Origin of the sequence: Stenotrophomonas sp. VV52 (assembly GCF_002893095.1) — a bacterium.
In the GTDB taxonomy this organism is placed as follows: Bacteria; Pseudomonadota; Gammaproteobacteria; order Xanthomonadales; family Xanthomonadaceae; genus Stenotrophomonas; species Stenotrophomonas aracearum.
Genome location: NZ_PKQQ01000006.1, coordinates 40,945 through 64,326 on the forward strand (window position 1 = coordinate 40,945; position 23,382 = coordinate 64,326).

Sequence of the window (23,382 nt, forward strand, 5' to 3'; positions counted from 1 at the left end):
GGCGCCATCATACCGGTCAGAGCATGGCCCGTACCGTGCGCAGCAGGTCGTGCACGCTGAACGGCTTGGGCAGCAGTGACATGCGCTCGCCCAGGAACTCGTCGCGCACCGCCGCGCGCTCCGTATAGCCGGTGATGAACAGCACCGGCAGCGCCGGGCGCAGCGCGCGTGCGGCGTCGGCCAGCTCGCGGCCGTTCATGCCGGGCAACCCGACATCGGACAGCAGCAGCTGCACCTCGCGGTCGGAATGCAGTTCCAGCAGCGCCTGCTGGGCGTTGGTGGCCTCGACCACCTGGTAACCGGACTCCACCAGCATCTCGCGCACCATCATCCGCACCGAATCGGTGTCGTCCACCAGCAGGATGCGTTCGGCGTGGCCACGTTGGACCTGGGCCGGCGTTGCCGCCGCTTCGGCGGCCGCCTCCCGACCTTCAGGCAGCAGCAGTTCGATCTCGGTACCTTCGCCCAGCTCGCTGGCGATCCGGGCACTGCCCCCGGACTGGCGGGCAAAACCGTAGGTCATCGACAGGCCCAGGCCGGTACCTTCGCCCTGCGGCTTGGTGGTGAAGAAGGGCTCGAATACCTTGCCCCGCAGCTCCAGCGGAATGCCACTGCCGTTGTCGATCACCTTGACGCTGATGTAATCGCCCGCGGATAGCTCGTGGTCGCGTTCGATGTGCACGCGACCGGCGCGCAGCCGGATCAGCCCCTGCCCGGCCAATGCGTCGCGCGCATTGATGACCAGGTTGAGCATGACATTCTCGAACTGGTTGGCGTCGGCCACCGCCACCAGCGGTTCGCCTCCGAGCTCCAGTTCCAGTTCGATGTTCTCGCCGATCGAACGACGCAGCATGTCTTCCAGCGACCGGATCCGGGCGATCACGTCGAAGGGCTGCGGGTCCAGCGGCTGCTTGCGCGCGAACGCCAGCATGCGCTGGGTCAGCCCTGCGGCGCGGTGGGCCGAGGCAGTGGCTATGTCGACGTAACGGCTGGCCTTGTCCCATTTGCCACTGCTGGCGGCGATCTCGATCATGTCCAGGCCGGAGATGATCGTGGTGAGCAGGTTGTTGAAGTCGTGCGCGATGCCGCCGGTGAGCTGGCCCAGCGAATCCATCTTCTGCGCCTGCATCAGCTCCATTTCGGTGCGCTCGCGCTCGGCGATCTGGAAGGCTAGTTCGCTGTTGGCGCTTTCCAGTTCCTGGCGCTGCTCCAGCTCGCGCACATGCCGCTCGGTGATGTCTTCGACCAGCACCAGGCCCAGGCCGGGCGTGCTGTAGGGCGTGACCCGCCACTCGGTCATGCGCCGGCTGCCCAGCAACGGCAGGGCAAACGTGCCCTGCCAGCGTTCGCCTTCCGCGAGGGCGACCTTCAACGCACTCATCGGGCCTACCTGGTGATCGAGCAGCGACTCGATGTCGCCGGCGCCAAAGTGGTCTCCCAGCAGCCGTTTGAACGCATCGTTGGATTCGTGCACGTGGAGCCGGGCATCGAGCACGCCGATCGGCGTGCTGACCTGGCGGAAAATCTCGGCGAAACGTGCTTCGGCCTCGCGCAGCGCGTCCTCGGCGCGACGCGCGCGAAGCAGGCTGCGCAGGGTGGCGAGCAGGATGTCCGGGTCCACCGGATGGATCAGGTAGGCGTCGGCGCCGGCATTGAGGCCGGTGATCAGGTCGCCGGTGGCGATGGACGCTGCCGACACGTGGACCACGGGCAGCAGCTGCAGGCGCGGGTCCGCGCGCAGCTCACGCACCACGTCGAAACCGCTCATGTCCGGCAGGTTCACGTCCAGCACCAGCGCGCCGAATTCCTGCGCCTTCAGCTGCGCCAGGCCCTCGCCACCGGTACCGGCTTCATCCACGCGGAACCCGTGGTGCTCCAGTACGCGGCGCACCGCATAGCGGGTCGCCACGTTGTCGTCGACGATCAGGATGCGATCACGCGTCGGCATCGGCGTCCTCCACCGCGGCAAGCTTGATCGGCAGGGTCACATGGAAGTTCGATCCCACGCCCACTTCGCTGCTCACGCCCACCGTGCCGCCCAGCAGTTCGGCGAAGCGCTTGCACAGCGACAGGCCCAGGCCGGTGCCGCGCAGGCGCTTCTGCAGCGGTGTATCCACCTGGACGAAATCTTCGAACAGCGTCGGCAGCAGGTCCTGCGGGATGCCGATGCCGGTATCGCGCACGCTGAAACACACCGATTGCGCGTCCACCCGCTGCGCCGAGACGATCACCTGCCCGTTCGGCGTGAACTTGAGCGCATTGGAAATGAAGTTGCGCAGGATCTGCGCCAGCTTCTTGTCGTCGGTGTAGAGCATCGGCAATGCAGGCGGATCTTCGAACACCAGATCGACCTGGTTGCCCTCGATCAGCGGACGGAACATGCCGCGCAGCGCAGAGAACAGGTCCATCAGTTCGAACCAGGCCGGCGAAATGGTGATGCGCCCGGCCTCGATCTTGGCCAGGTCCAGCAGGTCGTCGACCATCTCGCGCAGCTCGCCGGCCGAACCGCTGATGAAGCGCACCTGGCGGCGCTGCTCGTCGGTCAGCGGACCGTCCATGCCGTCTTCCAGCAGGCGCGTCATGCTCAGGATCGAGCCCAGCGGGGTGCGGAACTCGTGGCTCATGTACGAGAGGAAGCGGCTCTTCAGCTCGGACACCTCGCGCAGCTGCTCGGCCTGCTGGTCCAGCTCGGCGTACAGGGCCAGCACGCCCTGGTTGGTCTCCTCCAGCTCCGCGCGCAGGGCATCGGCCTGTTCGCGCAGCTGCTGGACTTCCTGTTCGGTCGTGGGGGCGTTCAATGCAGGTCTCCAAGCCGCAGGGCAACGATGCCGGTGTCGTCCCGACCACGATCAAAGTCGCGCTGCAGGACCGCCACGATCAGGGCCGGGTGGCGGTGCAGCAATCCAGGGTAGTCGCGCAGGTTCCAGCGGGCCTGCAGTCCGTCACTGTGCATGAGCAGCAGCGTGCCTGCGGTCGCGTGAAAATGGAATGGTTGCGCCTTGCGGAACTGGACTCCCACGATCCCGGGGTGGGAGGCCATGCCCCGGGTGCTGGTGGGCTCATGCAGGGCGGCGGCAATGTTGCCGATACCGGCAAACTGGACGGCGCCGTTGGCCACGTCCACGCGGGCCACCGCCGCAGCACCCCCGCGGGTGCCGGACATGCCGGCGTGCATGGCCGCGATCACATCGGGGGGCGAGGCGTCACCGCGCCTGGCTACGGCAGCAACACCGGCCTGGGCCGCATCGGAGGCGGACAGGCCATGGCCCAGTCCGTCGATCAGGGTCAACGCGACCGACTGTACATCCGCGCGCAGGTGCCAGGCGTCGCCGCAGGCCAGTTCGTGCCGCATCGCCAGTCGCAGCGCGCCATACGGCACGTCCACGTCACGCGCGGCGCGGCTGGCATAGATGCGGGCCAGGACCACGCTGCCCTTGTCGTCCGACCAGGCATCCAGCACCGTGGCCTGGCGCTGGATCGCGCCCAGTCCCTGGCCTTGGGTACCGCCGGTGGAATAGCCATCCGGCAACGACTGGGCGAGGGAAAAGCCGGGGCCGGCATCGAGCGTATGCAGCTCCACACCGTCACCGCCGCGACCGCACACGACGGACAGGTACATCCGCCCGCCGCGTGCGTGCTTGATCAGGTTGGTGGCCAGCTCGGTGGCGGCCAGCGCGACGCGCCCGGCATCGACCTCGTCAAAGCCGATCGCATCGGCCAGCGCCTGTGCCGCGCGGCGTGCCTGGCCCACCTGCGAGACTTCTTCCACCACCACGACCTCGGTGACCCGACCGGAGAAGTTCAGATCCATTTGATGATGGTAATGCGGGTGCCCTTCCCCGGAGCGCTGTCCAGGTCGAACTCGTCCACCAGCCTGCGCGAGCCGGACAGGCCCAGACCCATGCCGCTGCCGGAGGACCAGCCGTCGGTGAGCGCCTGGGCGACATCGGGGATGCCGGGACCGTTGTCGGAGAACACGAGCTTCAGCCCGCGACGAACGCCGCTCTCCACCACGAACCATTCCATGCTGCCGCCACCACCGTAGATGACCGCATTGCGTGCCAGCTCGCTTGCGGCGGTGACCAGCTTGGTCTGGTTGATCAGGCTCATCCTGTTGGCCACGGCCAATTGGCGAACGGCCTGGCGGGCCAGTACCACGTCCTGTTCGACGCAGATCGGCAACGATCCACTGGGCGCGCTCATGGGGCGTCTTCGTCGGTGCGCTGCAACAGCGCCATGCCACGCTCGACATTGAGTGCGGTGCGCACGCCGGCAAGTGTCAGGCCGAGCTCCACCAGGGTGATCGCCACCGCCGGCTGCATGCCTACCACCACGGTGGTGGCATCCATGATCCGGGCCAGCGAGGAGATGGTTGAAATCATGCGACCGATGAAGGAGTCGACGATATCCAGCGCGGATATATCAATCAGAACGCCACGCGCGGAGGTTCGCTGGATGCGATCGCTGAGATCGTCCTGCAGGGTCAGCGCCAGCTGGTCATGCATGTCGACCTGGATGGTGACCAGCAACAGGTCGCCCATCTGCAGGATAGGAATGCGGTCCATTTCAGTTGGCAGCCTTGGTCACCACCTGGCCGGTGCGCTTGAGCGCCAGCGCCAGCGCGTCGGCCAGGTTGGCCTTGGTCACGATGCCCTGCAGGTCCAGGCCCAGGTGCACGATGGTCTGTGCGATCTGCGGACGCACGCCGCTGATGATCGCGTCGGCGCCCATCAGGCGGATGGCGGTAACCGTCTTGAGCAGATGCTGGGCGACCAAGGTGTCCACGGTGGGCACGCCGGTGATGTCGATGATGGCGATCTCCGAGCCGGTCTCGACGATCCGCTGCAGCAGCGACTCCATCACTACCTGGGTGCGCTGGGAATCGAGCGTGCCGATCATCGGCAGCGCGAGGACACCTTCCCACAGCTTGACCACCGGGGTCGACAGTTCCAGCATTTCTTCCTGCTGCCGCTGGATCACTTCCTCACGGGTCTTCTGGAATGCCTTGACGCTGTGCAGGCCCAGGTCGTCGACCAGCTCCGAGATCACCCACAGCTGCTCGCCGAGCGTCTTTGCGTCGTCGGCGAAGGTGTTCTGGATCAACTCGAACAGCGGGCGCTTGAGCGAGAACAGGAAGCTGGCCGTTTCCGAGGAACTGAACCCCTTCAGGACGCGATCGCGCGAGAGCTGATCGAGGAACTGGCGGAGCTCCTGCCATTCGTTTCCGCCCACGCCGCCGGCACTGGCGGTGGACAACGCGGCCTGGAACAGGCGCCAGAATTCGCGGGTCTGGTTCTCCAGCTCGCGGGCGCCGAGCCGGCCATCCTGGCCCTGGGCGGCCAGCTGCCCGGTCCACTGTGCCAGGACCGCGTCCTGGTGCACGCGAAGAAGGTCGATGGTGCGCTGCTGCAATGCCGCCATGGGGGTAGTTCCTGCAGGGAAAGTGAGAGAGCCCCAACGCGAAGACGCGTCAGGGCTCGAGTGGCCCCGAGCTTAAATGAATTCAGGTAGAGGCACCATCACGACACCCGATGCCGTGTGAAGGGCGTGTGCACAAGACTGACTGGTTCAGATGATCAGGCTGGGCCGGAGCTGTTTGACTGTTCGCGACGGCGACGTATCGCAAGTATCTGGCCGACGATGGCAGTGAGCAGGATCAGGCTGTTGGTCACTACGAATACGGTCGAGCCCAGCAAGGCGCTGTAGATGATGAAGAGGATGGAGGCCGTCATCTGCCCGACAAACAGCCAGGTCGACACACCTTCTGCCGACGCCTCACGGTGCTGCTTGTAGATCTGCCGTGCCAGGGTGGCGATCAGCACCCCGGTCGCGGCCCAGCCCAGCAGGTCGGCGGGCTGCTCCATCACTCGGGCACCATGCGCGAAGGCAGCAGGCCCGCACCCGTGCCGACCACCTCACGTTCCAGCGCGCGCAGGAAACTGCTGAAACCGTGCTCGGCACGGGCGGTCCGCCGCGCACTGGTGGCCACCGCCGGCCGGGCGAGCCAGGCGATGCGGGCGCCGCTGCGGGCGATGGCATCCACCAGGGCCACGTCCTCGCCGGTATGCAGCTGCGCGAAACCACCCGCCGCCACATAGGCCGGCGCACTCACGCCGAGGTTGGCACCGTGGATATGCCGGTGCCCGTCCCGCGCCACTTCCCGTTCGGCGAATGCGCGGCGCACCCGGTCCGGATAGTCCAGCCAGTCCCCGACCCCCACCACGCCGCAGAACGCGTCCGCACCGCAGCTGACCTGACGCGACAGCCAGTCCGGTGGCACCACGGTATCGGCGTCGGTGCTGGCGATCCAGCGCGCACCGAGGGCCAGCGCGAACGTGGCCGCGGCCGCACGCGCGCTGCCCACGCAGCGTGCATCGACCGCCACGGTGGCTACGCCGTGTGCCGCGCAGATCGCCCCCGTCCCGTCGCTGCAGGCATCCAGTGCCACCACGACCAGCACCTCCTCGCCCTGCAGCTGGGGGTCGGCAGCCGCAGTGGCAATGGCTGCAAGGCAGCGGCCGATGGACTGCGCTTCATCGTGTGCCGGTACGATCACGCCGATCATCGCAGGCCTTCCTGCTGCGCCACGCTGGCGAGCCCGGTGCCCCAGCCCTGCAGCACCATGTCGGCATCCTGGTAACAGAACGCCTCTTCCAGCCCCCGCGCAAAGGCGCGGTGTACCTGCAGTGCCGAACTCAACGCCGCGTCGAAGGGATGCAGCCAGTGGCAGGCGAGCAGCAGTCCGTCATCGGTCAGGCTGGCCCGCAGCTTCGCCGCCATTTCCACTACTTCCTGCGGCGGCAGGTAATAACCGACCTCGCTCACCACGATCAGGTCGAAGCGGCCGTCCGGCCATTGATCAGGATGACGGGCCTGCGCCAGGCGCACATTGGGGCGGTCATGCGTGGTCGCTGCGGCGTCCGCCAAGGCAGCCGCATTGAGGTCGGTGGCAAGCAGCGCGTCGCAGCGCCCTGCCAGCTCCGCCGTGAGCACGCCATTGGAGCACCCGACTTCCCAGCCGCTGCGGTAGCGCTGCCGGGTCAGGCAGGCCAGGGTCAACGCCCGCTTGCGCGCCTCGTACCACCTGTTGCGGTACTGGAACGGGTCCGGCTCCCGGTAGATCTGCTCGAAGTATTCGGCGACGCTCATCCGATCAGTACCTCATAAGGGCGGTGGAACCGCGCCAGGACGTATTCGGGCAGGATCGGCTCGCACTCCAGGTCGCCCACGGCGCCGGTCTGCGTGGCAAAGGCCGATATCGCCCGCTGCTTGCGCGCCTGCGCGTCGGCGCACAGGGCAATGCGCTGCGCGCTCGGCCACGGCCCTGATGCCGCCGACGGGTCCAGCCAATGCCAGGCCCAGACCGGGTACTGCAGCGCGCGCGCGCCGCAGCTGAGCGCCGCTGCCGCCGCCGCCCGCCCCACCGCCTCGTGATCCGGGTGCGCGTCCTGGACCCATGGCGCGACCACCACGTCGCCCGGCAGCAGGCGTCCGGCCAGGTGCGCGGCGAGGTCGGGTTCATGCCGTGCAACCGCGCCATCGGGAATGCTGAGCGCGCTGACATGCGTCGCGTCCATGCCCAGTGCCTGCATCGCGCTGGCCAGCTCGCGCCTGCGGGCATCGCGAAGCCGGGAGTGCGACCAGCGCGGGTGATCGGGATAGCAGGCTTCGCCGTCGGTAACCGACACCACCTGCACGTTGCAGCCTTCGGCCAGCGCCGCCTGCATCAGGCCACCGCAGGCGAGCACTTCGTCATCCGGATGCGGGGAGACCACGATCAGGCGACGCGCGCCGAGCAGTACGGTGTCGGCCCGCACCGATGGCAGTGCCTCCAGCCACGCGCAGGTCTGCCACGCGGACTCGGGCGTACCCCGGCCCTCGATACGCACCGTTACAGCGTCCACGGATCCTCCTGGCGCTGGACCGCCCTCCCCAGTTCCGCCCAGTCCCGATCCGCATGGCTCTGTCGGATGAACACCGTGAGGTCGGACCAGCGCTGGGCATGCTCCGGATCCAGGCACATCGGCGCCGGGCCCAGCGCGCGACCCACCGCGTCCAGCACCCGCGTGCAGGTGCGCTCGACCACGCTGCGCACGCGGATCACGTCGGTCTGGTGGGACCGCGCAGGCATCGCATCGATCCACGCGGCAAGCTCACGCAGCAACGCGGCGGAGGACTGCAGGGCCATGTCGACCTCGCCGAGCAGCGCGGCCGCCTGGGCGTCGCCGTCCACCCGCGGCGAGCGCTGGAGTGGCGACGCCAGTGCTACTGCAGCCCCGTACCAGCACGCGGCAATCCCGGCGCCGCCGTGCCAGAAGCCCGGCCGCGCCAGGTACGCGCCCGGCGCACCGACCGGTTCGGCATGCACCTGGTCGAACTGCACGGTGCCGCTGGGAATCCCGCCCATGCCAGTGGCATGCCAGGTCTGCGGCTGCAGCAGCACACCCGGCGCATCGGTACGGATGCACACCAGCCGCGAGCCCTCGCCATGGCGCGCCGTCACCAGTGCCACGTCCACCAGCCCCGCCCCCGAACACCAGGGCTTGCTGCCGCTGACCGTCCCGGTTTCATCGTCGAAACGAAGCGTGGCCTGCGGCCCCTCGGCAGCCCACACCGCCGCCAGGGTGCCCTCACCCAGCAAGGTGGCATGCAGGTCCGCCAGGATCGCCTGCGCGTCGTAGTGCGCTTCCAGCACTTTGGCGATGCACAGGTCGCGCGCGGCCAATGCGGCCAGCAGCCGCCAGCGCTCCAGTGTGTGGCCCCGGCCGGGCAGTGGCAGCGCGGGCTGCCGGGTCAGTACCTCCCGCGCGGCGGCTTCAAGTGCGGGGGCAGCGTGGTCGGAGAGCCTGTCCATGGGAAAGGGATACCCTGCCTCCCGTCTCGGATGAGTGACCGGTGTGTGTGGATACCGTGCAGTGCACGCGGAAGCTGCGTTGAAACACCCGGCTCCTCACGGGGCTGACGGCGCCGATATGCGAAGCTATGGGGTGGCTTCCTGATCACGGTACCCGGTGGGGGTTGAACGAATGTCGTCCTGGAATGTGAGTGACCGCGCGCTGGATGTGTCCAGCTGCGCCCAAGAACCGATCCGCACGCCAGGTGCCATACAACCCTACGGCCTGATCCTTGTCCTCGATCCGCAGACCCTGATCGTCAAGGAACGTGCCATCGCGCACGCTGACCTGCTCGGCACGTTGGGCGATCCGCTGGGCCACCCCATCGACGACGTACTCGGAGGCGCCCTTGCCAGGTGCAGACCAGCGCTGGAAACCATCAAGCCGGGTACCACGCAGTTCCTTGGCGCGCATGCCATCGGTCCCCATGGCGGCCACCACACGCTGGCCCACCGGCTCGGTGATGACCTCATCGTCGAACTGGAAGCACCGGTGCCCGGCGAGCCCGGTTCGCTGGAGGACCTGTACCCGGCGATCCGCCGCTTCATGGAAGCGATCGAGCGGGTCGAGACCACGCGCGAACTGTGCGAGCTGGCGTCGGTGCAGATCCGCGAGCTGACCGGTTTCGACCGCACCCTGGTCTACCAGTTCGACAAGGACTGGAACGGCGCAGTGGTGGCCGAGGACGGCAACGGCGTGCTGCCGAGCTACCTGGACCTGCGCTTCCCCGAATCCGACATTCCCGCCCAGGCGCGTGCACTGTACCGGCAGAACCGCGTGCGCCTTATTGCCGACAGCAACTACCAACCGGTGCCGCTGGTCCGCAGCGCCGGCCACGCCGGTCCGGGGCCGACCGACCTGAGCCCGGCGATGCTGCGCAGTGTGTCGCCGGTGCACCTGCAGTACATGCGCAATATGGCCACCGGCGCCTCGATGTCGGTGTCGCTGCTGCGCGAAGGCGAGTTGTGGGGGTTGATCTCCTGCCACAACGCGCAGCCCAAGCGCGTGCCCTACCACGTGCGCACGGCCTGCGAGTTCATCGGGCAGATCCTGTCGCTGCAGATATCCCTGAAGGAACGCGCCGCGGGGGTGGAAGCGCGGATCGCGCGCCGCGCCATCCAGGTCCGGCTGCTGGGGCGCATGGCGGGCGACACCGACTTCATGGCCGCGCTCGGCCGCGACCAGCACAACCTGCTGGCGCTGACCCACTCCAGCGGCGCCGCCATCGTGCACCGGGGCGAATGCCTGTTGCACGGGGAATGCCCCAGCCGCGCGCAGGTGATGGAGCTGGTGCAGTGGCTGAGCGTGCAGCAGCACGAAGGCGACCTCTACTGCACCGACCGGCTGCCGCTGCTCTGGAAACCCGCCGAAGCCTTCGCCGACGTCGCCAGCGGCGTGCTGGCCATTTCAATATCGCAGATCCACGACAGCTTCGTGCTGTGGTTCCGCCCGGAAGTGGTCCGCACGGTGCGCTGGGGCGGTGACCCGCGCAAGGAAGAGACCGGCCTGCCATTGTCGCCACGCACTTCGTTCGAAGGCTGGAAGGAAACCGTGCAGCGGCAGTCGCTGCCGTGGGACGACGTCGACCGCGATGCCGCGCTGGAACTGCGCACCGCCATCGTCGACATCGTGCTGCGCAAGGCCGAGGAAATGGCCGCGCTGAACGAACAGCTCCTGCGCAGCAACAAGGAGCTGGAAGCGTTCTCGTATTCGGTCAGCCACGACCTGCGCGCACCCTTCCGCCACATCGTCGGCTACTCGGAACTGCTCTGGGCCTCGGCGGCGGAGAGGCTGAATGATTCAGAGAAGAGATTTCTGGATACCATCGTCGAGTCCGCACAATCGGCCGGAACGCTGGTGGACGACCTGCTCAGCTTCTCGCAGATGGGCAGGTCCACGATGGGTCAGATCTCGATGGACATGACCGCCCTGGTCGAAGATGTGCGGCACAAGCTGGACATGGAGTACGCCGGGCGCTCGATCCGCTGGCAGATACCGCATCTGCCCCGTGTTCAGGCAGACCCGGGCATGCTCCGCCTGGTCTGGCAGAACCTGCTGTCCAATGCGATCAAGTTCACGCGCGACAGTGCCTCACCCACCATTGAAGTGGGGCACCAGCGCAGCGACACCGAAGACGTCTTCTACGTGAAAGACAACGGCTGCGGTTTCGACATGCGCTATGTCGACAAGCTGTTCGGGGTGTTCCAGCGCCTGCACCATGCGGACGAGTACGAAGGCACCGGCATTGGCCTGGCCAACGTACACCGCATCATCACCCGCCACGGCGGGCGCACCTGGGCCGAAGGCCGGGTCGGCGAAGGTGCCACCTTCTTCTTCACCATTCCCTTTGTTACTGGAGACAACCTATGAGAGATCTGCGGCCGATTCTGCTCGTGGAAGACAATCCGAAGGACGCTGAGCTGACGATGGCCGCCTTGGCCCGTTGCCAGCTCCTGAACGATGTCACCCACGTGCGGGACGGTGTCGAGGCGCTGGAATACCTGCGCGCCGAGGGACGCTACGCGGATGCGCAGCACGGCGGTCCGGTGGTGGTGCTGCTGGACCTGAAGCTTCCCAAGCTCAACGGATTGGAAGTGTTGAAAGAGATCCGCATGGATGCCTCGATCAGCAGCACCCCGGTGGTGATGCTCACCTCCTCGCGCGAGGAATCGGACCTGGTCAGCAGCTACGAGCTGGGCGTGAACGCCTTCGTGGTCAAGCCGGTGGACTTCAAGGAATTCCTGGAAGCCATCCAGGGCCTGGGCATGTTCTGGGGCATCACCAACCAGCCCCCGCCGCACGGCACGTTGTTCGGCGCCAAGAGCCGCACCGATGTCTGAAAGGTTGAACGGCGCTTCGATCCGCATCCTCATGGTCGAGGACAGCGCGCTCGATGCAGAATTGATAACGCTGCAGCTGCGGCGCGCCGGTATCGCGTTCACCGCTGAACGCACCTGGTCGGAAGCGGGCATGCGCGATGCGTTGGCCACCGATGCCTTCGACGTGATCCTGGCCGACCACGTGCTGCCCGGGTTCAGTGGCGATGCCGCCCTGGTGCTGGCCTGCGAGCTGGCACCCGACGTTCCCTTCATCTTCGTTTCCGGCACCCTGACCGAAGAACTGGCCGTCGAGGCATTGAAGCGTGGTGCGCGCGACTACGTGGTCAAGGCGCGCCTGCAGCGGCTGCCGGACGCGGTGTTGCGCGCGATCAAGGAAGCGCAGGAGCGACGCCATCTGCAGCGGGTGGAAAGCGACCTGCGCGACAGCCAGCAGCGACTGCACATGTACGCCATGGCCCGCGACATCGGCGAACTCAAGCAGGCCCAGGCCCAGTTGACCGCCAGCAACGAGTCGCTGGAGCGCCAGGTCAGCGAACGCACCTCCGCCCTGCACCGCAGCGAAAGCCGGCTGCAGGCGCTGTTCGAGTCCAGCTTCCAGCACCAGATCCTGTTGACCCTGGACGGCCGCATCATCGACACCAATTCCGCCGCGCTGGACGCGATCCTGGCGGGCAAGGAAGACGTGCGCGACGCGGTCTACTGCGAGTCGGCCTGGTTCGCCGATACCGACGGCGTGCCGGTGATCGTGTCGGGTGCGGTGCACGACGCCGCCGCCGGCACCGCCTCGCGGCACGAGCTGGACCTGCGCCTGCCCACCGGCAAGCGCAGTTTCGAATTCTCGTTCCGGCCGCTGTACGACCATCAGGGCAGCGTGACCGCCGTGGTCGCCGAAGCGGTCGAAACCACCGCCCGCCGGCAGGCCGAAGAGGCGCTGCGCCAGAGCCAGAAGATCGAAGCGGTCGGCCAGCTTACCGGCGGCATCGCGCACGACTTCAACAACATCCTGACCGTCATCGCCGGCAACGTGGAGTACGCCAAGCTGCTCACCGACCGCCTGGGCGATGCCGCCGGTGGCTCGGCACGCGCCCTGGACAACGCGCTCAAGGGCGTGATGCGCGCGGCCAACGTGACCCAGCGCCTGCTTGCGTTCTCGCGCCGGCAGCCGCTGCGCAACATGCCGGTGGACCTCAACGCGCAGGTGCGCGACATGGAAGACATGCTGCACCGCTCGCTGGGCGAGCTGGTGCAGCTGGAAATGGTGCACCACCCGGACATCTGGTGCGTGGAGGTCGACCCCAGCCAGCTTGAAGCCTCGGTGCTCAACCTGGCGGTCAACGCACGCGACGCGATGCCCGACGGCGGCCGCCTGGTCATCGAGGTGGACAACGCCCACCTGGATGACGACTTCACCGCACAGAATCCCGACGTACCGCCCGGCCGTTACGCCATGCTGCGGGTCCGCGACACCGGCCACGGCATGTCCGCCGAAACCCTCACACGGGTGTTCGAGCCGTTCTTCACCACCAAGGAGGTCGGGCGTGGAACCGGTCTTGGCTTGTCGATGGTGTACGGTTTCGTCAAGCAATCCGGCGGCCACGTGCTGGTCGACTCTGCGCCGGGCAGCGGCACCGCGATCACGCTGCTGTTCCCACGCTCCGACGCCGAGCTGCCACAGACTGGACAGACCGAGCAACGCGGGCTGGGCGGCTATGAGATGCAGGACGAAGCCACCGTACTGGTCGCCGAAGACAACGACGACGTACGCGCCTATACCGTGGACACCCTGCGCCAGCTCGGCTACCGCGTGCTCGAAGCGCACGACGGCCCTTCGGCGATGCGACTGCTGGAACGTACCGACGTCAGCGTGGACCTGCTGTTCTCGGACATCGTGATGCCGGGCATGTCCGGCTGGGAACTGGCCAAGCGCGCGTTGTCGCACAAGCCGGCACTGCGCGTGCTGTTCACCTCCGGCTATCCGCGCGACATCGACGCCAGTGGCACGGTGGGGCGCAGCATTCCGATCCTGGCCAAACCGTTCACCCGCACCGACCTGGCCGGCGCGATCAGGGGCTCGCTGAAGGACGAAGCCGCCGCTTAGCGCGCCGAGGAGAGTACGATGACGCCGCTCGACAAACCCCTGCGCCGCGAAGTGCAGATCGGCGATGAGACCTACACCCTGACGCTGGATCCGGAAGGACTGAAGCTGGTGCTGAAGGGACATCGCAAGGGCGTGGACCTGCGCTGGGCGGACCTGGTCAACGGCGATGCCGCGCTCGCAAAGGCGTTGCAGGCGTCGCTTGCCGCGCCCTAGCAGTTCATATCTCGTGAAGTGCTGTCCTTGACTGCACCGCGTTGATCTCGTAACGCGTGCTGCGTCCGCCTCCGGGAAGTCGGCGCAGACAGCCCTTCACCACCAGATCTGCCAGATGGCGCGACGCGGTGGCACGCGAGACCCCTGCCACTGCGCGGTACTGACTGGCACTGATGCCCGATTCGAACCCGCGCTCGCCCCCATCCAGCAGCCAATTCAGCACTTTTACCTGCTCGGCGGCGAGCGAGAACTGCGGGTGCTGGCGCCAGAAGCGTGCCTTGGCCAGCACCGCATCGATGCGCGTGGTGGCCTGGAGCAGGCTGTGCAGCAGGGTTTCCAGGAACCACTGCAGCCATTCGGTGATGTCCATTTCGCCCTTCTGGCTGGCTTCCAGCACGCGGTAGTAGCCCGCGCGGTCATCCAGGATGCTGGCCGACACCGCATGGAAACGGATCACCTGCGGCTCCGCCTGCGCCAACGCCAGGTCGGTGACCGCGCGCGTCAATCGCCCGTTGCCGTCATCGAACGGATGCAGGGTGATCAACCAGAAGTGTGCGACACCGGCTCGCAGTAAGGGGTCCAGTTGCGGGTCATGGCGGGTGGCGGAAAACCAGTCGAAGAACGCGTCCAGCTGAGCTTCAAGCCCATTACGGGGTGGCGCCTCGAAATGCACCGTGGGCCGGTCGACACGCCCGGAGACCACCTGCATCGGTTCGTCGCCGCGCAGGGCACCCACCCGGATCCGGGAGGGAAGAAAGCTGTCATCGGCGGGGCACAGCCACCTGTGCCACTGGAGCATGCGCTGCAGGTCCAGCGGGCGCTCAATCTGCGTGACGGCGTCCAAGGTCAGGTCGGCCAGCCCCTCGCTGCGGGCGCTGATGGCGACCTGCGCGTCCATGCCCAGCCGCCGTGCAAGGGAGGAGCGCACCGATGCCACGTTCAAGCGCTCGCCTTCGATCGCTGACGAGGTGATCACGTTGGCCAGCAGGGCATCCAGCGCGTCTTCGGCGCGCTCGGCGTCGTTCTCGGCGCCCACCATTCCGGTCAATTGTCCTTGGGCCTGGGCACACGCCCGCAGCAGAGGCGCCAGCTCAGCCTGCTGCCACTGGAACGAAGGCCAGTCGGTGTTCTGCCATATCCAGTGGGAAGCCATGACGTCTCCTCTGAGGACCGTGAGCCGAATAACACCCCCATTCGCCTCACCAGATGAGGCGAATACTACCGTTATTCGCCTCACGATGTGCTCTGCGTCCCGTAAGTGAGACAAAAACGAAAGATACGTTGCAGTACTGTTTACGCTCTGTTAATTCTTTGTGCAGCGCACCAGCCCCTCTGGCACGCAAGGAGAACCAACCGGATGAGTACCTACGCGAACGACTAAACCCACAATCTGACTGCAAGGTGCATGCATGGACTACCGCATTGGCAAGTGTGTTCACGCTCCGAAAGCAATTTCGCCATTGGCATCTGCAGTAAAGGCGGCACTGGCCGCCGCGCTGCTGGTCACCAGCTCCATCGCGGTGGCACAGGACAGCAGCCCTCCGGGCACTCCTGAAACATCCACCCTGGACACCGTCTCGGTCCTGGGCAGTCGTACCAAACCCCGTACCGTTTCATCCTCGGCAGTCCCGATCGACATCATCAGCGGCGAAGAATTCCGCAACCAGGGTGCCACCGACGCGCTCGACCAGCTCCGCGTGCTGGTTCCCTCGTTCAACGTCAGCACCATCCCCATCGACGACGCCGCCAGCCTGATCCGCCCGGCCAACCTGCGCGGCCTGCCGCCGGACAACACCCTGCTGCTGGTCAACGGCAAGCGCTTCCATCGCGCTGCGGTCATCACCTTCCTGGGCCATGGGCTTTCCGACGGTGCGCAGGGCCCGGACCTCTCGGTGTTCCCCTCCCTCGCGCTGGAGCAGGTAGACGTCCTGCGCGACGGCGCTGCCGCGCAGTACGGCTCGGATGCGATTGCAGGGGTGATCAACTTCGGCCTGAAGAAGATCCGCGAAGGCGGCACTGCCGAAGTATTCGCCGGTCAGTTCTACAAGGGCGACGGGCTCACCACCCAGTACTCGGCGCAGATCGGCCTGCCCCTTACCGAACGCGGCTTTGCCACCCTCACCGCCGAGTGGCGCAAGGCCGACGACACCTCGCGCAGCGTGCAGCGCGACGACGCCGCCGCCGCCATCGCCGCCGGCTACCCGGGCGTAGGCGATCCGGCCCAGGTATGGGGCTCCCCGAAGATCGACGACGACCTGAAGCTGGTCGCCAACCTGGGCCTCAGCACCGACGCGGTGGATTTCTACCTGTTCGGCAACTACGCCAAGCGCGACGTGGACGGCGGCTTCTACTTCCGCGACCCCACCGCGCGTTCGGGCGTGTACTCCAACGACGGCGGCGAGACCCTGCTGATCGGCAACCTCACCGGCGCCGACGCCTGCCCCACCATCGCGCTGCGCGATGGCGGCGGCAACCTGCTGCCGTACAGCACCGTCAGCGGAGCCGTCGCCGCGCTGCCGGCCAACTGCTACACCTTCCTGTCCAGCCTGCCGGGCGGCTTCACCCCGCGCTTTGGCGGCAAGCTGGAAGACAGCTCGATCTTCGCCGGCGCCAAGGGCAACTGGGGCGACTGGTACTGGGACGTGAGCGGTTCCTGGGGTCGCAACGATATCGAGTTCATCATCTACAACACCGTCAACGCGTCACCGGGCCCGGACCAGCCCGAAGGCCTGTACTTCCGGCCCGGCGGCAACACCCAGACCGAAAAAAGCGTCAACGTGGACGTGACCCGCGACTTTGAAACCCGCTTCACCTTCCAGCCGCTGCGCCTGGCCGCCGGCGCGGAATGGCGCGAAGAGAGCTTCAAGATCAGCCCCGGCGATGGCCCCTCCACCGCCATTGGTCCACTGACCGAACAGGGCTTCGCGCTGGGCTCGAACGGTTTCAACGGCTTCAGTACCCGAACCGCCGGCACCTTCGACCGCCGCAACTGGGCGGCCTATGCGGACCTGGAAGCGCAGGTCACCGAACGCTTCCTGCTGGCCGGTGCACTGCGCTTTGAAGACTACGACTCGTTCGGCAGCACCACCACCGGCAAGGTCACCGGGCGATTCGACTTCAACGAACACTTCGCCCTGCGCGGTGCGTACAACACCGGCTTCCGTGCACCTACGCCCGGCCAGGCCAACATCAGCCAGATCAGCACCGTGTTCGGTGGCACCGCGCTGGAAGACATCGCCACCCTGCCCCCGACCAACCCCATCGCGCAGCTCAAGGGCGCGCGGCCGCTGACCCCGGAGGAGTCGAAGAACGTGTCGCTGGGTGCGGTCTGGACCGAGGGCGACTGGCTGTTCACCCTGGACGGCTACCAGATCAAGGTCGAGGACCGCATCGCACTGAGTACCAGCTTCGCGGTGACGCCGGAGGAGCGTGCGGCGCTGGTGGCGGGCGGCAATCCCGAAGCTGCTTCGATCTCGCAGGTGACCTACTTCGGCAATGCCTTCGACACCACCACCACCGGCGTGGACCTGGTCACCAGCTATCGCAGCGATCACTTCGGTGGCACCACCACCTATTCGCTGGCGGCGAACTGGAACAAGACCGAGGTCGATCGCTTCGACACCGATTTCATCGACGAAGCCCGCGTTTACAAGCTGGAGAAATCGCTACCCAAGACCAAGGGCTACTTCAGCATCCATCACCAACGGCAGATCTTCAACGCCAACCTGCGCTTCAACTATTACGGCTCCTTCTACGAAGACCACCTGGACAGCGGCGTGATTTCAGCGGCCGACGGCGGCCTGCCGATCTACGGCGGCAGCGCGTTGATCGTGGATGCCGAAGTAGGCTGGAAGTTCGACTCCGGCCTGTACTTCAGCCTCGGCGCGCAGAACCTGTTCGACCGCGTACCGGGCAAAAACCCCTGGTCCGGCGTAGCCGGCGCGGAGTACCCGGTGCACACCCCATACGGCTTCAACGGCGGGTTCTATTACGCGCGGGTGGGTTGGAAGTTCTGAGTCTGGGCAAAAAGACCACCCCGCCGTTGTGGGCGGGGTGGTTGCGCGTTTGGTGATCACGTGCGCTTGCGTGAAATCAGGCGGCGAGCAGTTCTTTCTGCTCGTTCTGATCGTAGTAATCAGCATTGGCGATTACAGTTTTTGCGCCGATTACGTCGGTCGCCTCTCGGGCTGTCCACATTGACTGCTCGCCACGTCGAAACCAGTGCAGCCCCTTCAGCTGGGCACCGCGCGGGTGCACATGTGGTGGAGCTGGCGGGAATCGAACCCGCGTCCGTAACGCATCCTCTCTGCTTCATACAGCCATAACCCGTTGCCAACGACTGCATTCGGGGGTTCTCGCCACACACGGCGATGGCGTATTGAAGCGCGGGGCGGTGCCACCCGCTTTCAGGAATCGCTCACCGCCCGCCGACTGCGTCGACGCCCGAGCCTTTTCGCCGCCTCGCGTGCCGGCACCAGCAGCGCGATGCCCAGCACGATGCCGCTCAGTCGCGCCCAGCCCGGGGCGCTGGCGAGCTGATGGATGTCATCGGGGACGACCACCACCAGCAGGACGACCGCGAACTGGGTGCCGATGTACGCGAAGGACTTTCCGCTGTTTTCGATATGGCGGCCCGCCCAGACCCCCAGGCACAGCAGTGCCACCGCCAACGGCAGGTGGTGGTGCGAGACCACAAGTGCGCCTGCGGCGGCCAGCGCTCCCAGAGCACAACCGGCAAACCGGTGCGCAATGCGGGTGCCCACCGCATTGCCCTCCCCGTCGAGCGATAACAACGGCACCGTCATGACCGCCATGATCGTGATCGCAGCCTGCACCAGCGTGCTTGCGCCCAGCAGCGGCGACAACAACGGCAGCACGCCCAGCACGACACCAGCCAATAGCGCATGCGCTGCCGCCGCCTTCTGCCATCCCGGCGGCGCGTTCTCCACGGTGTCCGCGAACAGGTGCTGGGCGCCCTGGATGCGCGGCCGCACCGTCCACGCTGAGGCCAAGTTGACCAGGATGCCTGCTGAGGTTCCTGCAGCCACCTCCAGCACCCGGGTCAACGCAAACGCATGCACCGCCATCTGCGGCTGCTTGAGGCTGTCCAGCGCGACCATTGCGAAGGTGAGGCCGGTAAACAGCCACGCATGGCTGTGCCGGCGGGTGATCGCCGCGTACAGCGTAACCGTGCCCACGAACAGTAGCGCCAGCGCCACCACCACCGGCGTGTCTGCCTCGCGCGTTATCAGGGCCCAGCCCATCGCAGCGCCCACCGCCGTACCCAACATCCGAAGCACGCCGCGTGACAGGGTCTCGGCCAGCTGCGTGCGCATCACCATGAAGCCGGTGAACGCGGCCCAGCCGATGTTGGTCGCACCGATGGCATGTGCAATCACGATGGCGAGCAACACCGAAAGCAGTGCTTCCAGCTCGTCCAGTCCGCGCTGGCGCCAGCGCACGCGCGAGCCCAGCTCGCGCGCCATGGCACCCAGCAATGACGCGGCGCTATGCGCGACCCTGGCGGTGCGCATGGCAGTGGGCGATCACAACAAGGTGGACGCGGAACCAGTGCATACCGATCAGCCTGCCTGAAGGGTCGTGTGCCGTGCTCCCAGTATCGCGCAACGCACCCCGCCCCGGTGGCCCGGCGCCATTGCTGCCTGATCGGCAACACCGTGTGCCCCCTCGCGGATCTACTGCCCGCTGCCCGGCTTTCCTACGCTGATCCTGCACGGCCATTCCACCGCGCCTGCACGGCGACTCCCCCCTGCCCGGCAACGCCTCTCCAGTTCCGCCCCGCGCAGCGCCAGCCACGCATTCCTGCCAGCCCGCCCCTTTCCCAGGAGATTCCCTCATGTTCAGTCTTGATGAAACCGTAGCTCCACCGGCCCCCGCGCTCGACGAACTGGTTCCCTCGCGTTACGCACTCAAGGTCGGCGATATCGACGTACTGGTGGTCAGCGACGGCGTGCTGCCGCTGCCCACCCAGATGCTGGGCCACAACGTTTCGGCCGCCGAGCGCGCGCCGTGGTTCAAGGACATGTACCTGCCGCCGGACGCGCTGGACTGGGCCCTGAACGTGATGGTGGTGCGCAGTGGCGACCGCAACATCCTGATCGACGCCGGTCTCGGCATGGACCCCGATCTGAACCTGCCACGTGCCGGCCAGCTGATCCGCCGCCTGGGCGCATCCGGCATCGACCTGCGCGAGATCACCGACGTGGTGATCACCCACCTGCACATGGACCACATCGGTGGCCTGCTGGTGGACGGCGTAAGGGAGCAGCTGCGCCCCGACCTGCGCATCCACGTCGCTGCTTCCGAAGTTGAGTTCTGGAAGTCGCCGGACTTCACCCGCACCAACATGCCCCCGGGCTTCCCGGATGCGCTGCGCGCCACCGCCACCCAGTTCCTGGCCGAGTACGGCAGCCAGGTGCACACATTCGAAGATGCGCAGGAGATTGCACCGGGCGTCACCGCGCGTCGCACCGGCGGCCACACTCCCGGCCACAGCGTGGTGCGGCTGAGCTCGAGGGGCGAAGCGCTCACCTTTGCCGGCGATGCCATCTTCGCGGTCGGCTTCGAACAGCCCAACTGGCACAACGGCTTCGAACATGACCCCGAAGGCGCCGCCCAGGTGCGCATCGCCCTGCTCAACGAACTGGCCGGCACCGGCGAAATGCTGGTCGCCACCCATCTGCCGTTCCCCTCGGTGGGCCGCGTCTCCGCCGACGGCGACGCGTTCCGCTGGGTGCCGGTGTTCTGGGACTTCTGAGCCCTCCCCCACGTCGTTCCCCTTTCCCTCGCAGGAGATAGAACAATGAACACGATCACCCGCACCCTCGCCGCCACCGCCCTTGCCGTGGCTGTCCAGGCTGGCAGCTCTGCAGATGCGGTCAACCCGTCGCGCCCGGCGCCGGTTGCCACCGCGCACACCCCCAGCACGATCACCACCGCCGATGGCGTGCAGCTGTACTACAAGGACTGGGGCCCGAAAGACGGTCCGGTGGTGACCTTCAGCCACGGCTGGCCGCTGGACTCGGACAGCTGGGACCCGCAGATGATGTTCCTAGCCAGCAAGGGCTACCGCGTGGTCGCCCACGACCGCCGCGGCCACGGCCGCTCCAGCCAGCCGTGGGACGGCAACGACATGGACCACTACGCCGACGACCTGGCCACGGTGATCAACACCTTGGGCCTGAAGGACGTCACCCTGGTGGGCTTCTCCACGGGCGGCGGTGAAGTGGCCCGCTACATCGGCCGCTACGGCACCGACCGTGTAAAGAAGGCCGTGCTGATCAGCGCCGTGCCGCCCTTCATGCTCAAGACCGCAGACAATCCGGGCGGCGTACCGATCGAGGTCTTCGACGGCATGCGCAAGGGCCAGCTGGAGAACCGCTCGCAGTTGTTCAAGGACGTTCCCAGCGGCCCGTTCTACGGCTACAACCGTCCGGGCGCGAAACCGAACCAGGCGTTGATTGATGCCTGGTGGGCGCAGGGCATGGCCGGCGGTTTGAAGAACACTTACGACTCGGTTGCCGCGTTCTCCGCCACCGACTTCCGCGGTGACCTGAAGCGCTTCAACGTGCCCACCCTGATCATCCATGGCGACGACGACCAGGTGGTGCCGATCGACGTGGGTGGCCGGCAGTCGGCCAAGCTGATCAAGGGTGCGAGGCTGATCGAGTATCCCGGCGCGCCGCACGGGCTTACCGAAACGCACAAGGACAAGGTCAACCAGGATCTGCTGGCGTTCCTGCAGGAGAAGTGACCTGGGCCACACGACATGGCCGAGCTCTTCGAGGCGCCGGATCGCCGATCCGGCGCCTTGCTGCACCTACTCCCCCGCAGTGGGATAGGAGCCTGCGCACACGTCGCCCTCCTCAGTGCCAGATACCCATTGCTCAAGCTGTTTGATGCGGTCGCGTGTCAGCTGCTCGTACTCGCCGCTCTGGCACATCGGCAACACGCTGCCGGAGTCCGCAGGGTCTGGGTACCGCGCCGCGATCTGTGCATCGCGGAACGCCACCCACGCACGTTGCGCTGCCCGAAACTTCTCCACGAACACCTTGTCGCCTGCATTGGCTGCCAGCACCTTCGCATAGACCCGGTTGAGCTCGGCATCGGCGCCCTGGGCGCTGTCGCTTGCGCACTGGTTGAGTCCTGCCTGGGACTGGTCGGGGCTATCGCACGCCATCCCATCAGACGTCTGCGCCGACACCTTCGTCTTGGCGTTCTCCGCGGGCATCTGTGCATGTGCTGTCAGTGTTGGCACAAGGCAGAATGTGAGAACGAGAACTGAGCAACATCCTCTCATCGGTTCAACTCCAGAAGGGACACGTGAGCGTAAAGCTGATCCATCTCCTACTGCGTCAAGCTGTAGCCACCGTCCTGCAATGGTGATGGGTGCTTCCCACGCTCCTGAGGCGGAATGTCTCTCCAGCCTAGTGAACGCTGCGCGAACTTCGGCGGTCTGGCGCAAGCTAATGCACGCAGTCCAATGCACGCTTGATCGCCTCTGCCACCGGATCCGGTGTCAGCGGAACGGCTGCCGTATCGACGATGGAAATCAGCCCGAGCAGATTTCGCACGCTCAGATCCTCCACCGAGCCCGGGCAGCGGTCCAGGATGTCGACAAGCGCCAGCAGCTCAACCACGCTCAGGTCGAAGACTCGCAGCAGTCGCCGGATGACGCTGAACAGCTCTTTCCTTGAGACGTCGTCGGGCCCCAGCAGGCGGTTCACGAAGGTGCCGGGCAACTCGGGGTGAACATCGCGAGTGGCGGAAATGGCGCGCAGCACCGCCCCCATCGTGAGTGACTCGAAGGGCTCCTGGATGGCGTTGAGGTGCTTCTCAAGCGTGCACCACTGAGGGCTTCCCCAGTCCAGCGTACCGGCGATGTAGCTGAAGTAGGAGACGAAGTTGACGGTGGTGCGCTCGGGCGCGCCCAGGGATTCAGATGACATGGCGGAACTCCTCAATTGATCATCAAGGTCCGCCGCCCCGCTGCAAAACGAGGTGGCGGACGGTGCACGGTTTGCAGACCGGATTGAGGCCACCGGCAGGCCTTTCAGCCTCCGCACACCGCCCGCCATTTAACTGGCAAGCGACCGCCCATCGTCGATGCAGCGGGCCGAAAAGGAAAGGGCCATGCATCGAACGATGGGCGCTGGTGCACCTCAAAACAGAACGGGCTGCAAATCCCGGTCGCCGATTGTGCGGCGACAACGGGATCGTCTGCCGCGCACGCGTCGCAGTCAAAGAAGCAGCACTCGTTCTGCGGAATCGGTACCGAAAAGAGGTTCGAACTGTGAGCTGCGACGCGATAGCTGAG

Annotated in this window: 22 protein-coding genes; 7 read left to right on the forward strand and 15 right to left on the reverse strand. The window is 66.5% G+C overall.

Annotated features, from left to right (window positions below; genetic code table 11):
• Positions 1–16: 16 nt before the first annotated feature.
• The 11 genes from C2U58_RS11300 to C2U58_RS11350 form a co-directional block, all read right to left on the reverse strand.
• The gene (locus C2U58_RS11300; protein ID WP_102945946.1) at positions 17–1,948 is read right to left on the reverse strand and encodes a response regulator; all 1,932 of its coding nucleotides are present in this window, start codon (positions 1,946–1,948) and stop codon (positions 17–19) included.
• On the reverse strand, positions 1,935–2,798 hold the full coding sequence (locus C2U58_RS11305; protein ID WP_102945947.1) for a HAMP domain-containing sensor histidine kinase: 864 nt from the start codon (positions 2,796–2,798) through the stop codon (positions 1,935–1,937). Before C2U58_RS11305 ends, C2U58_RS11300 begins: the two co-directional genes overlap by 14 nt.
• A complete protein-coding gene (locus C2U58_RS11310) occupies positions 2,795–3,811 on the reverse strand; it encodes an ATP-binding protein (RefSeq protein ID WP_102945948.1) in 1,017 nt (338 codons plus the stop codon). The genes C2U58_RS11305 and C2U58_RS11310 overlap by 4 nt, the downstream gene beginning before the upstream one ends.
• The gene (locus tag C2U58_RS11315; protein ID WP_102945949.1) at positions 3,802–4,203 is read right to left on the reverse strand and encodes an anti-sigma regulatory factor; all 402 of its coding nucleotides are present in this window, start codon (positions 4,201–4,203) and stop codon (positions 3,802–3,804) included. The genes C2U58_RS11310 and C2U58_RS11315 overlap by 10 nt, the downstream gene beginning before the upstream one ends.
• A complete protein-coding gene (locus C2U58_RS11320) occupies positions 4,200–4,565 on the reverse strand; it encodes an STAS domain-containing protein (protein WP_102945950.1) in 366 nt (121 codons plus the stop codon). Before C2U58_RS11320 ends, C2U58_RS11315 begins: the two co-directional genes overlap by 4 nt.
• 1 nt (position 4,566) lies before the next feature.
• Entirely contained in the window at positions 4,567–5,421 is an 855-nt protein-coding gene (locus C2U58_RS11325) for an STAS domain-containing protein (protein WP_102945951.1), read from the reverse strand.
• A gap of 155 nt (positions 5,422–5,576) precedes the next feature.
• Positions 5,577–5,864: a PQ-loop repeat-containing protein gene (locus C2U58_RS11330; RefSeq protein ID WP_102945952.1), complete on the reverse strand. Its 288-nt coding sequence runs from the start codon at positions 5,862–5,864 to the stop codon at positions 5,577–5,579.
• Positions 5,864–6,565 carry a glycosyltransferase family 2 protein gene (locus tag C2U58_RS11335; RefSeq protein ID WP_102945953.1) on the reverse strand — a complete coding sequence of 234 codons (702 nt, stop codon included), beginning with the start codon at positions 6,563–6,565 and terminating at the stop codon, positions 5,864–5,866. Before C2U58_RS11335 ends, C2U58_RS11330 begins: the two co-directional genes overlap by 1 nt.
• Positions 6,562–7,149, reverse strand: coding sequence for a class I SAM-dependent methyltransferase (locus C2U58_RS11340; protein WP_102945954.1), 588 nt, complete (start codon positions 7,147–7,149; stop codon positions 6,562–6,564). The genes C2U58_RS11335 and C2U58_RS11340 overlap by 4 nt, the downstream gene beginning before the upstream one ends.
• Positions 7,146–7,904, reverse strand: coding sequence for a PIG-L family deacetylase (locus C2U58_RS11345; protein ID WP_102945955.1), 759 nt, complete (start codon positions 7,902–7,904; stop codon positions 7,146–7,148). The genes C2U58_RS11340 and C2U58_RS11345 overlap by 4 nt, the downstream gene beginning before the upstream one ends.
• Positions 7,892–8,854: an acyl-CoA dehydrogenase family protein gene (locus C2U58_RS11350; RefSeq protein WP_102945956.1), complete on the reverse strand. Its 963-nt coding sequence runs from the start codon at positions 8,852–8,854 to the stop codon at positions 7,892–7,894. The genes C2U58_RS11345 and C2U58_RS11350 overlap by 13 nt, the downstream gene beginning before the upstream one ends.
• A gap of 172 nt (positions 8,855–9,026) precedes the next feature.
• On the opposite strand from C2U58_RS11350, the gene C2U58_RS11355 reads away from it, so the two are divergent.
• From C2U58_RS11355 to C2U58_RS11370, 4 genes are read left to right on the forward strand one after another with little or no spacing between them, the layout of a single operon-like run.
• On the forward strand, positions 9,027–11,264 hold the full coding sequence (locus C2U58_RS11355) for an ATP-binding protein (protein ID WP_102945957.1): 2,238 nt from the start codon (positions 9,027–9,029) through the stop codon (positions 11,262–11,264).
• Complete coding sequence (locus C2U58_RS11360; RefSeq protein WP_102945958.1) at positions 11,261–11,734, forward strand: response regulator; 474 nt, start codon at positions 11,261–11,263, stop codon at positions 11,732–11,734. Before C2U58_RS11355 ends, C2U58_RS11360 begins: the two co-directional genes overlap by 4 nt.
• Positions 11,727–13,832 carry a response regulator gene (locus tag C2U58_RS11365; RefSeq protein WP_102945959.1) on the forward strand — a complete coding sequence of 702 codons (2,106 nt, stop codon included), beginning with the start codon at positions 11,727–11,729 and terminating at the stop codon, positions 13,830–13,832. The genes C2U58_RS11360 and C2U58_RS11365 overlap by 8 nt, the downstream gene beginning before the upstream one ends.
• Positions 13,833–13,850: 18 nt before the next feature.
• Positions 13,851–14,045 carry a hypothetical protein gene (locus C2U58_RS11370; RefSeq protein ID WP_102945960.1) on the forward strand — a complete coding sequence of 65 codons (195 nt, stop codon included), beginning with the start codon at positions 13,851–13,853 and terminating at the stop codon, positions 14,043–14,045.
• Positions 14,046–14,049: 4 nt separating this feature from the next.
• Here the strand turns inward: C2U58_RS11370 and C2U58_RS11375 are convergent, their stop codons facing one another.
• A complete protein-coding gene (locus tag C2U58_RS11375) occupies positions 14,050–15,198 on the reverse strand; it encodes a Fic family protein (protein ID WP_102945961.1) in 1,149 nt (382 codons plus the stop codon).
• 307 nt (positions 15,199–15,505) lie between these two features.
• Here C2U58_RS11375 and C2U58_RS11380 point away from each other — a divergent pair, with 307 nt between their 5' ends.
• A complete protein-coding gene (locus C2U58_RS11380; RefSeq protein ID WP_253256717.1) occupies positions 15,506–18,061 on the forward strand; it encodes a TonB-dependent receptor in 2,556 nt (851 codons plus the stop codon).
• A gap of 390 nt (positions 18,062–18,451) precedes the next feature.
• Here the strand turns inward: C2U58_RS11380 and C2U58_RS11385 are convergent, their stop codons facing one another.
• Positions 18,452–19,579, reverse strand: coding sequence for an FUSC family protein (locus C2U58_RS11385; RefSeq protein WP_102945963.1), 1,128 nt, complete (start codon positions 19,577–19,579; stop codon positions 18,452–18,454).
• A gap of 323 nt (positions 19,580–19,902) precedes the next feature.
• Between C2U58_RS11385 and C2U58_RS11390 the strand changes: the two genes are divergently transcribed.
• Both C2U58_RS11390 and C2U58_RS11395 read left to right on the forward strand, forming a co-directional pair.
• Positions 19,903–20,823, forward strand: coding sequence for an MBL fold metallo-hydrolase (locus tag C2U58_RS11390; protein ID WP_102945964.1), 921 nt, complete (start codon positions 19,903–19,905; stop codon positions 20,821–20,823).
• A 45-nt stretch (positions 20,824–20,868) separates the two neighbouring features.
• Positions 20,869–21,819, forward strand: coding sequence for an alpha/beta hydrolase (locus tag C2U58_RS11395; protein WP_102945965.1), 951 nt, complete (start codon positions 20,869–20,871; stop codon positions 21,817–21,819).
• Positions 21,820–21,885: 66 nt separating this feature from the next.
• On the opposite strand, the gene C2U58_RS11400 is transcribed toward C2U58_RS11395, so the two are convergent.
• Complete coding sequence (locus C2U58_RS11400) at positions 21,886–22,296, reverse strand: lysozyme inhibitor LprI family protein (RefSeq protein WP_216362396.1); 411 nt, start codon at positions 22,294–22,296, stop codon at positions 21,886–21,888.
• Positions 22,297–22,531: 235 nt separating this feature from the next.
• Positions 22,532–23,014 (reverse strand): hypothetical protein, encoded by a 483-nt coding sequence (locus C2U58_RS11405; protein ID WP_102945966.1) that lies wholly within the window; start codon positions 23,012–23,014, stop codon positions 22,532–22,534.
• Positions 23,015–23,382: the final 368 nt, after the last annotated feature.

Coding starts and splice junctions, on each gene's coding strand:
- C2U58_RS11370 (WP_102945960.1), top strand. CDS start 13,851: ATGACGCCGCTCGACAAACCCCTGCGCCGCGAAGTGCAGATCGGCGAT.
- C2U58_RS11400 (WP_216362396.1), bottom strand. CDS start 22,296: ATGCCCGCGGAGAACGCCAAGACGAAGGTGTCGGCGCAGACGTCTGAT.
- C2U58_RS11315 (WP_102945949.1), bottom strand. CDS start 4,203: ATGAGCGCGCCCAGTGGATCGTTGCCGATCTGCGTCGAACAGGACGTG.
- C2U58_RS11325 (WP_102945951.1), bottom strand. CDS start 5,421: ATGGCGGCATTGCAGCAGCGCACCATCGACCTTCTTCGCGTGCACCAG.
- C2U58_RS11300 (WP_102945946.1), bottom strand. CDS start 1,948: ATGCCGACGCGTGATCGCATCCTGATCGTCGACGACAACGTGGCGACC.
- C2U58_RS11365 (WP_102945959.1), top strand. CDS start 11,727: ATGTCTGAAAGGTTGAACGGCGCTTCGATCCGCATCCTCATGGTCGAG.
- C2U58_RS11355 (WP_102945957.1), top strand. CDS start 9,027: ATGTCGTCCTGGAATGTGAGTGACCGCGCGCTGGATGTGTCCAGCTGC.
- C2U58_RS11320 (WP_102945950.1), bottom strand. CDS start 4,565: ATGGACCGCATTCCTATCCTGCAGATGGGCGACCTGTTGCTGGTCACC.
- C2U58_RS11335 (WP_102945953.1), bottom strand. CDS start 6,565: ATGATCGGCGTGATCGTACCGGCACACGATGAAGCGCAGTCCATCGGC.
- C2U58_RS11330 (WP_102945952.1), bottom strand. CDS start 5,864: ATGGAGCAGCCCGCCGACCTGCTGGGCTGGGCCGCGACCGGGGTGCTG.
- C2U58_RS11340 (WP_102945954.1), bottom strand. CDS start 7,149: ATGAGCGTCGCCGAATACTTCGAGCAGATCTACCGGGAGCCGGACCCG.
- C2U58_RS11360 (WP_102945958.1), top strand. CDS start 11,261: ATGAGAGATCTGCGGCCGATTCTGCTCGTGGAAGACAATCCGAAGGAC.
- C2U58_RS11385 (WP_102945963.1), bottom strand. CDS start 19,579: ATGCGCACCGCCAGGGTCGCGCATAGCGCCGCGTCATTGCTGGGTGCC.
- C2U58_RS11375 (WP_102945961.1), bottom strand. CDS start 15,198: ATGGCTTCCCACTGGATATGGCAGAACACCGACTGGCCTTCGTTCCAG.
- C2U58_RS11395 (WP_102945965.1), top strand. CDS start 20,869: ATGAACACGATCACCCGCACCCTCGCCGCCACCGCCCTTGCCGTGGCT.
- C2U58_RS11405 (WP_102945966.1), bottom strand. CDS start 23,014: ATGTCATCTGAATCCCTGGGCGCGCCCGAGCGCACCACCGTCAACTTC.
- C2U58_RS11350 (WP_102945956.1), bottom strand. CDS start 8,854: ATGGACAGGCTCTCCGACCACGCTGCCCCCGCACTTGAAGCCGCCGCG.
- C2U58_RS11310 (WP_102945948.1), bottom strand. CDS start 3,811: ATGGATCTGAACTTCTCCGGTCGGGTCACCGAGGTCGTGGTGGTGGAA.
- C2U58_RS11390 (WP_102945964.1), top strand. CDS start 19,903: ATGTTCAGTCTTGATGAAACCGTAGCTCCACCGGCCCCCGCGCTCGAC.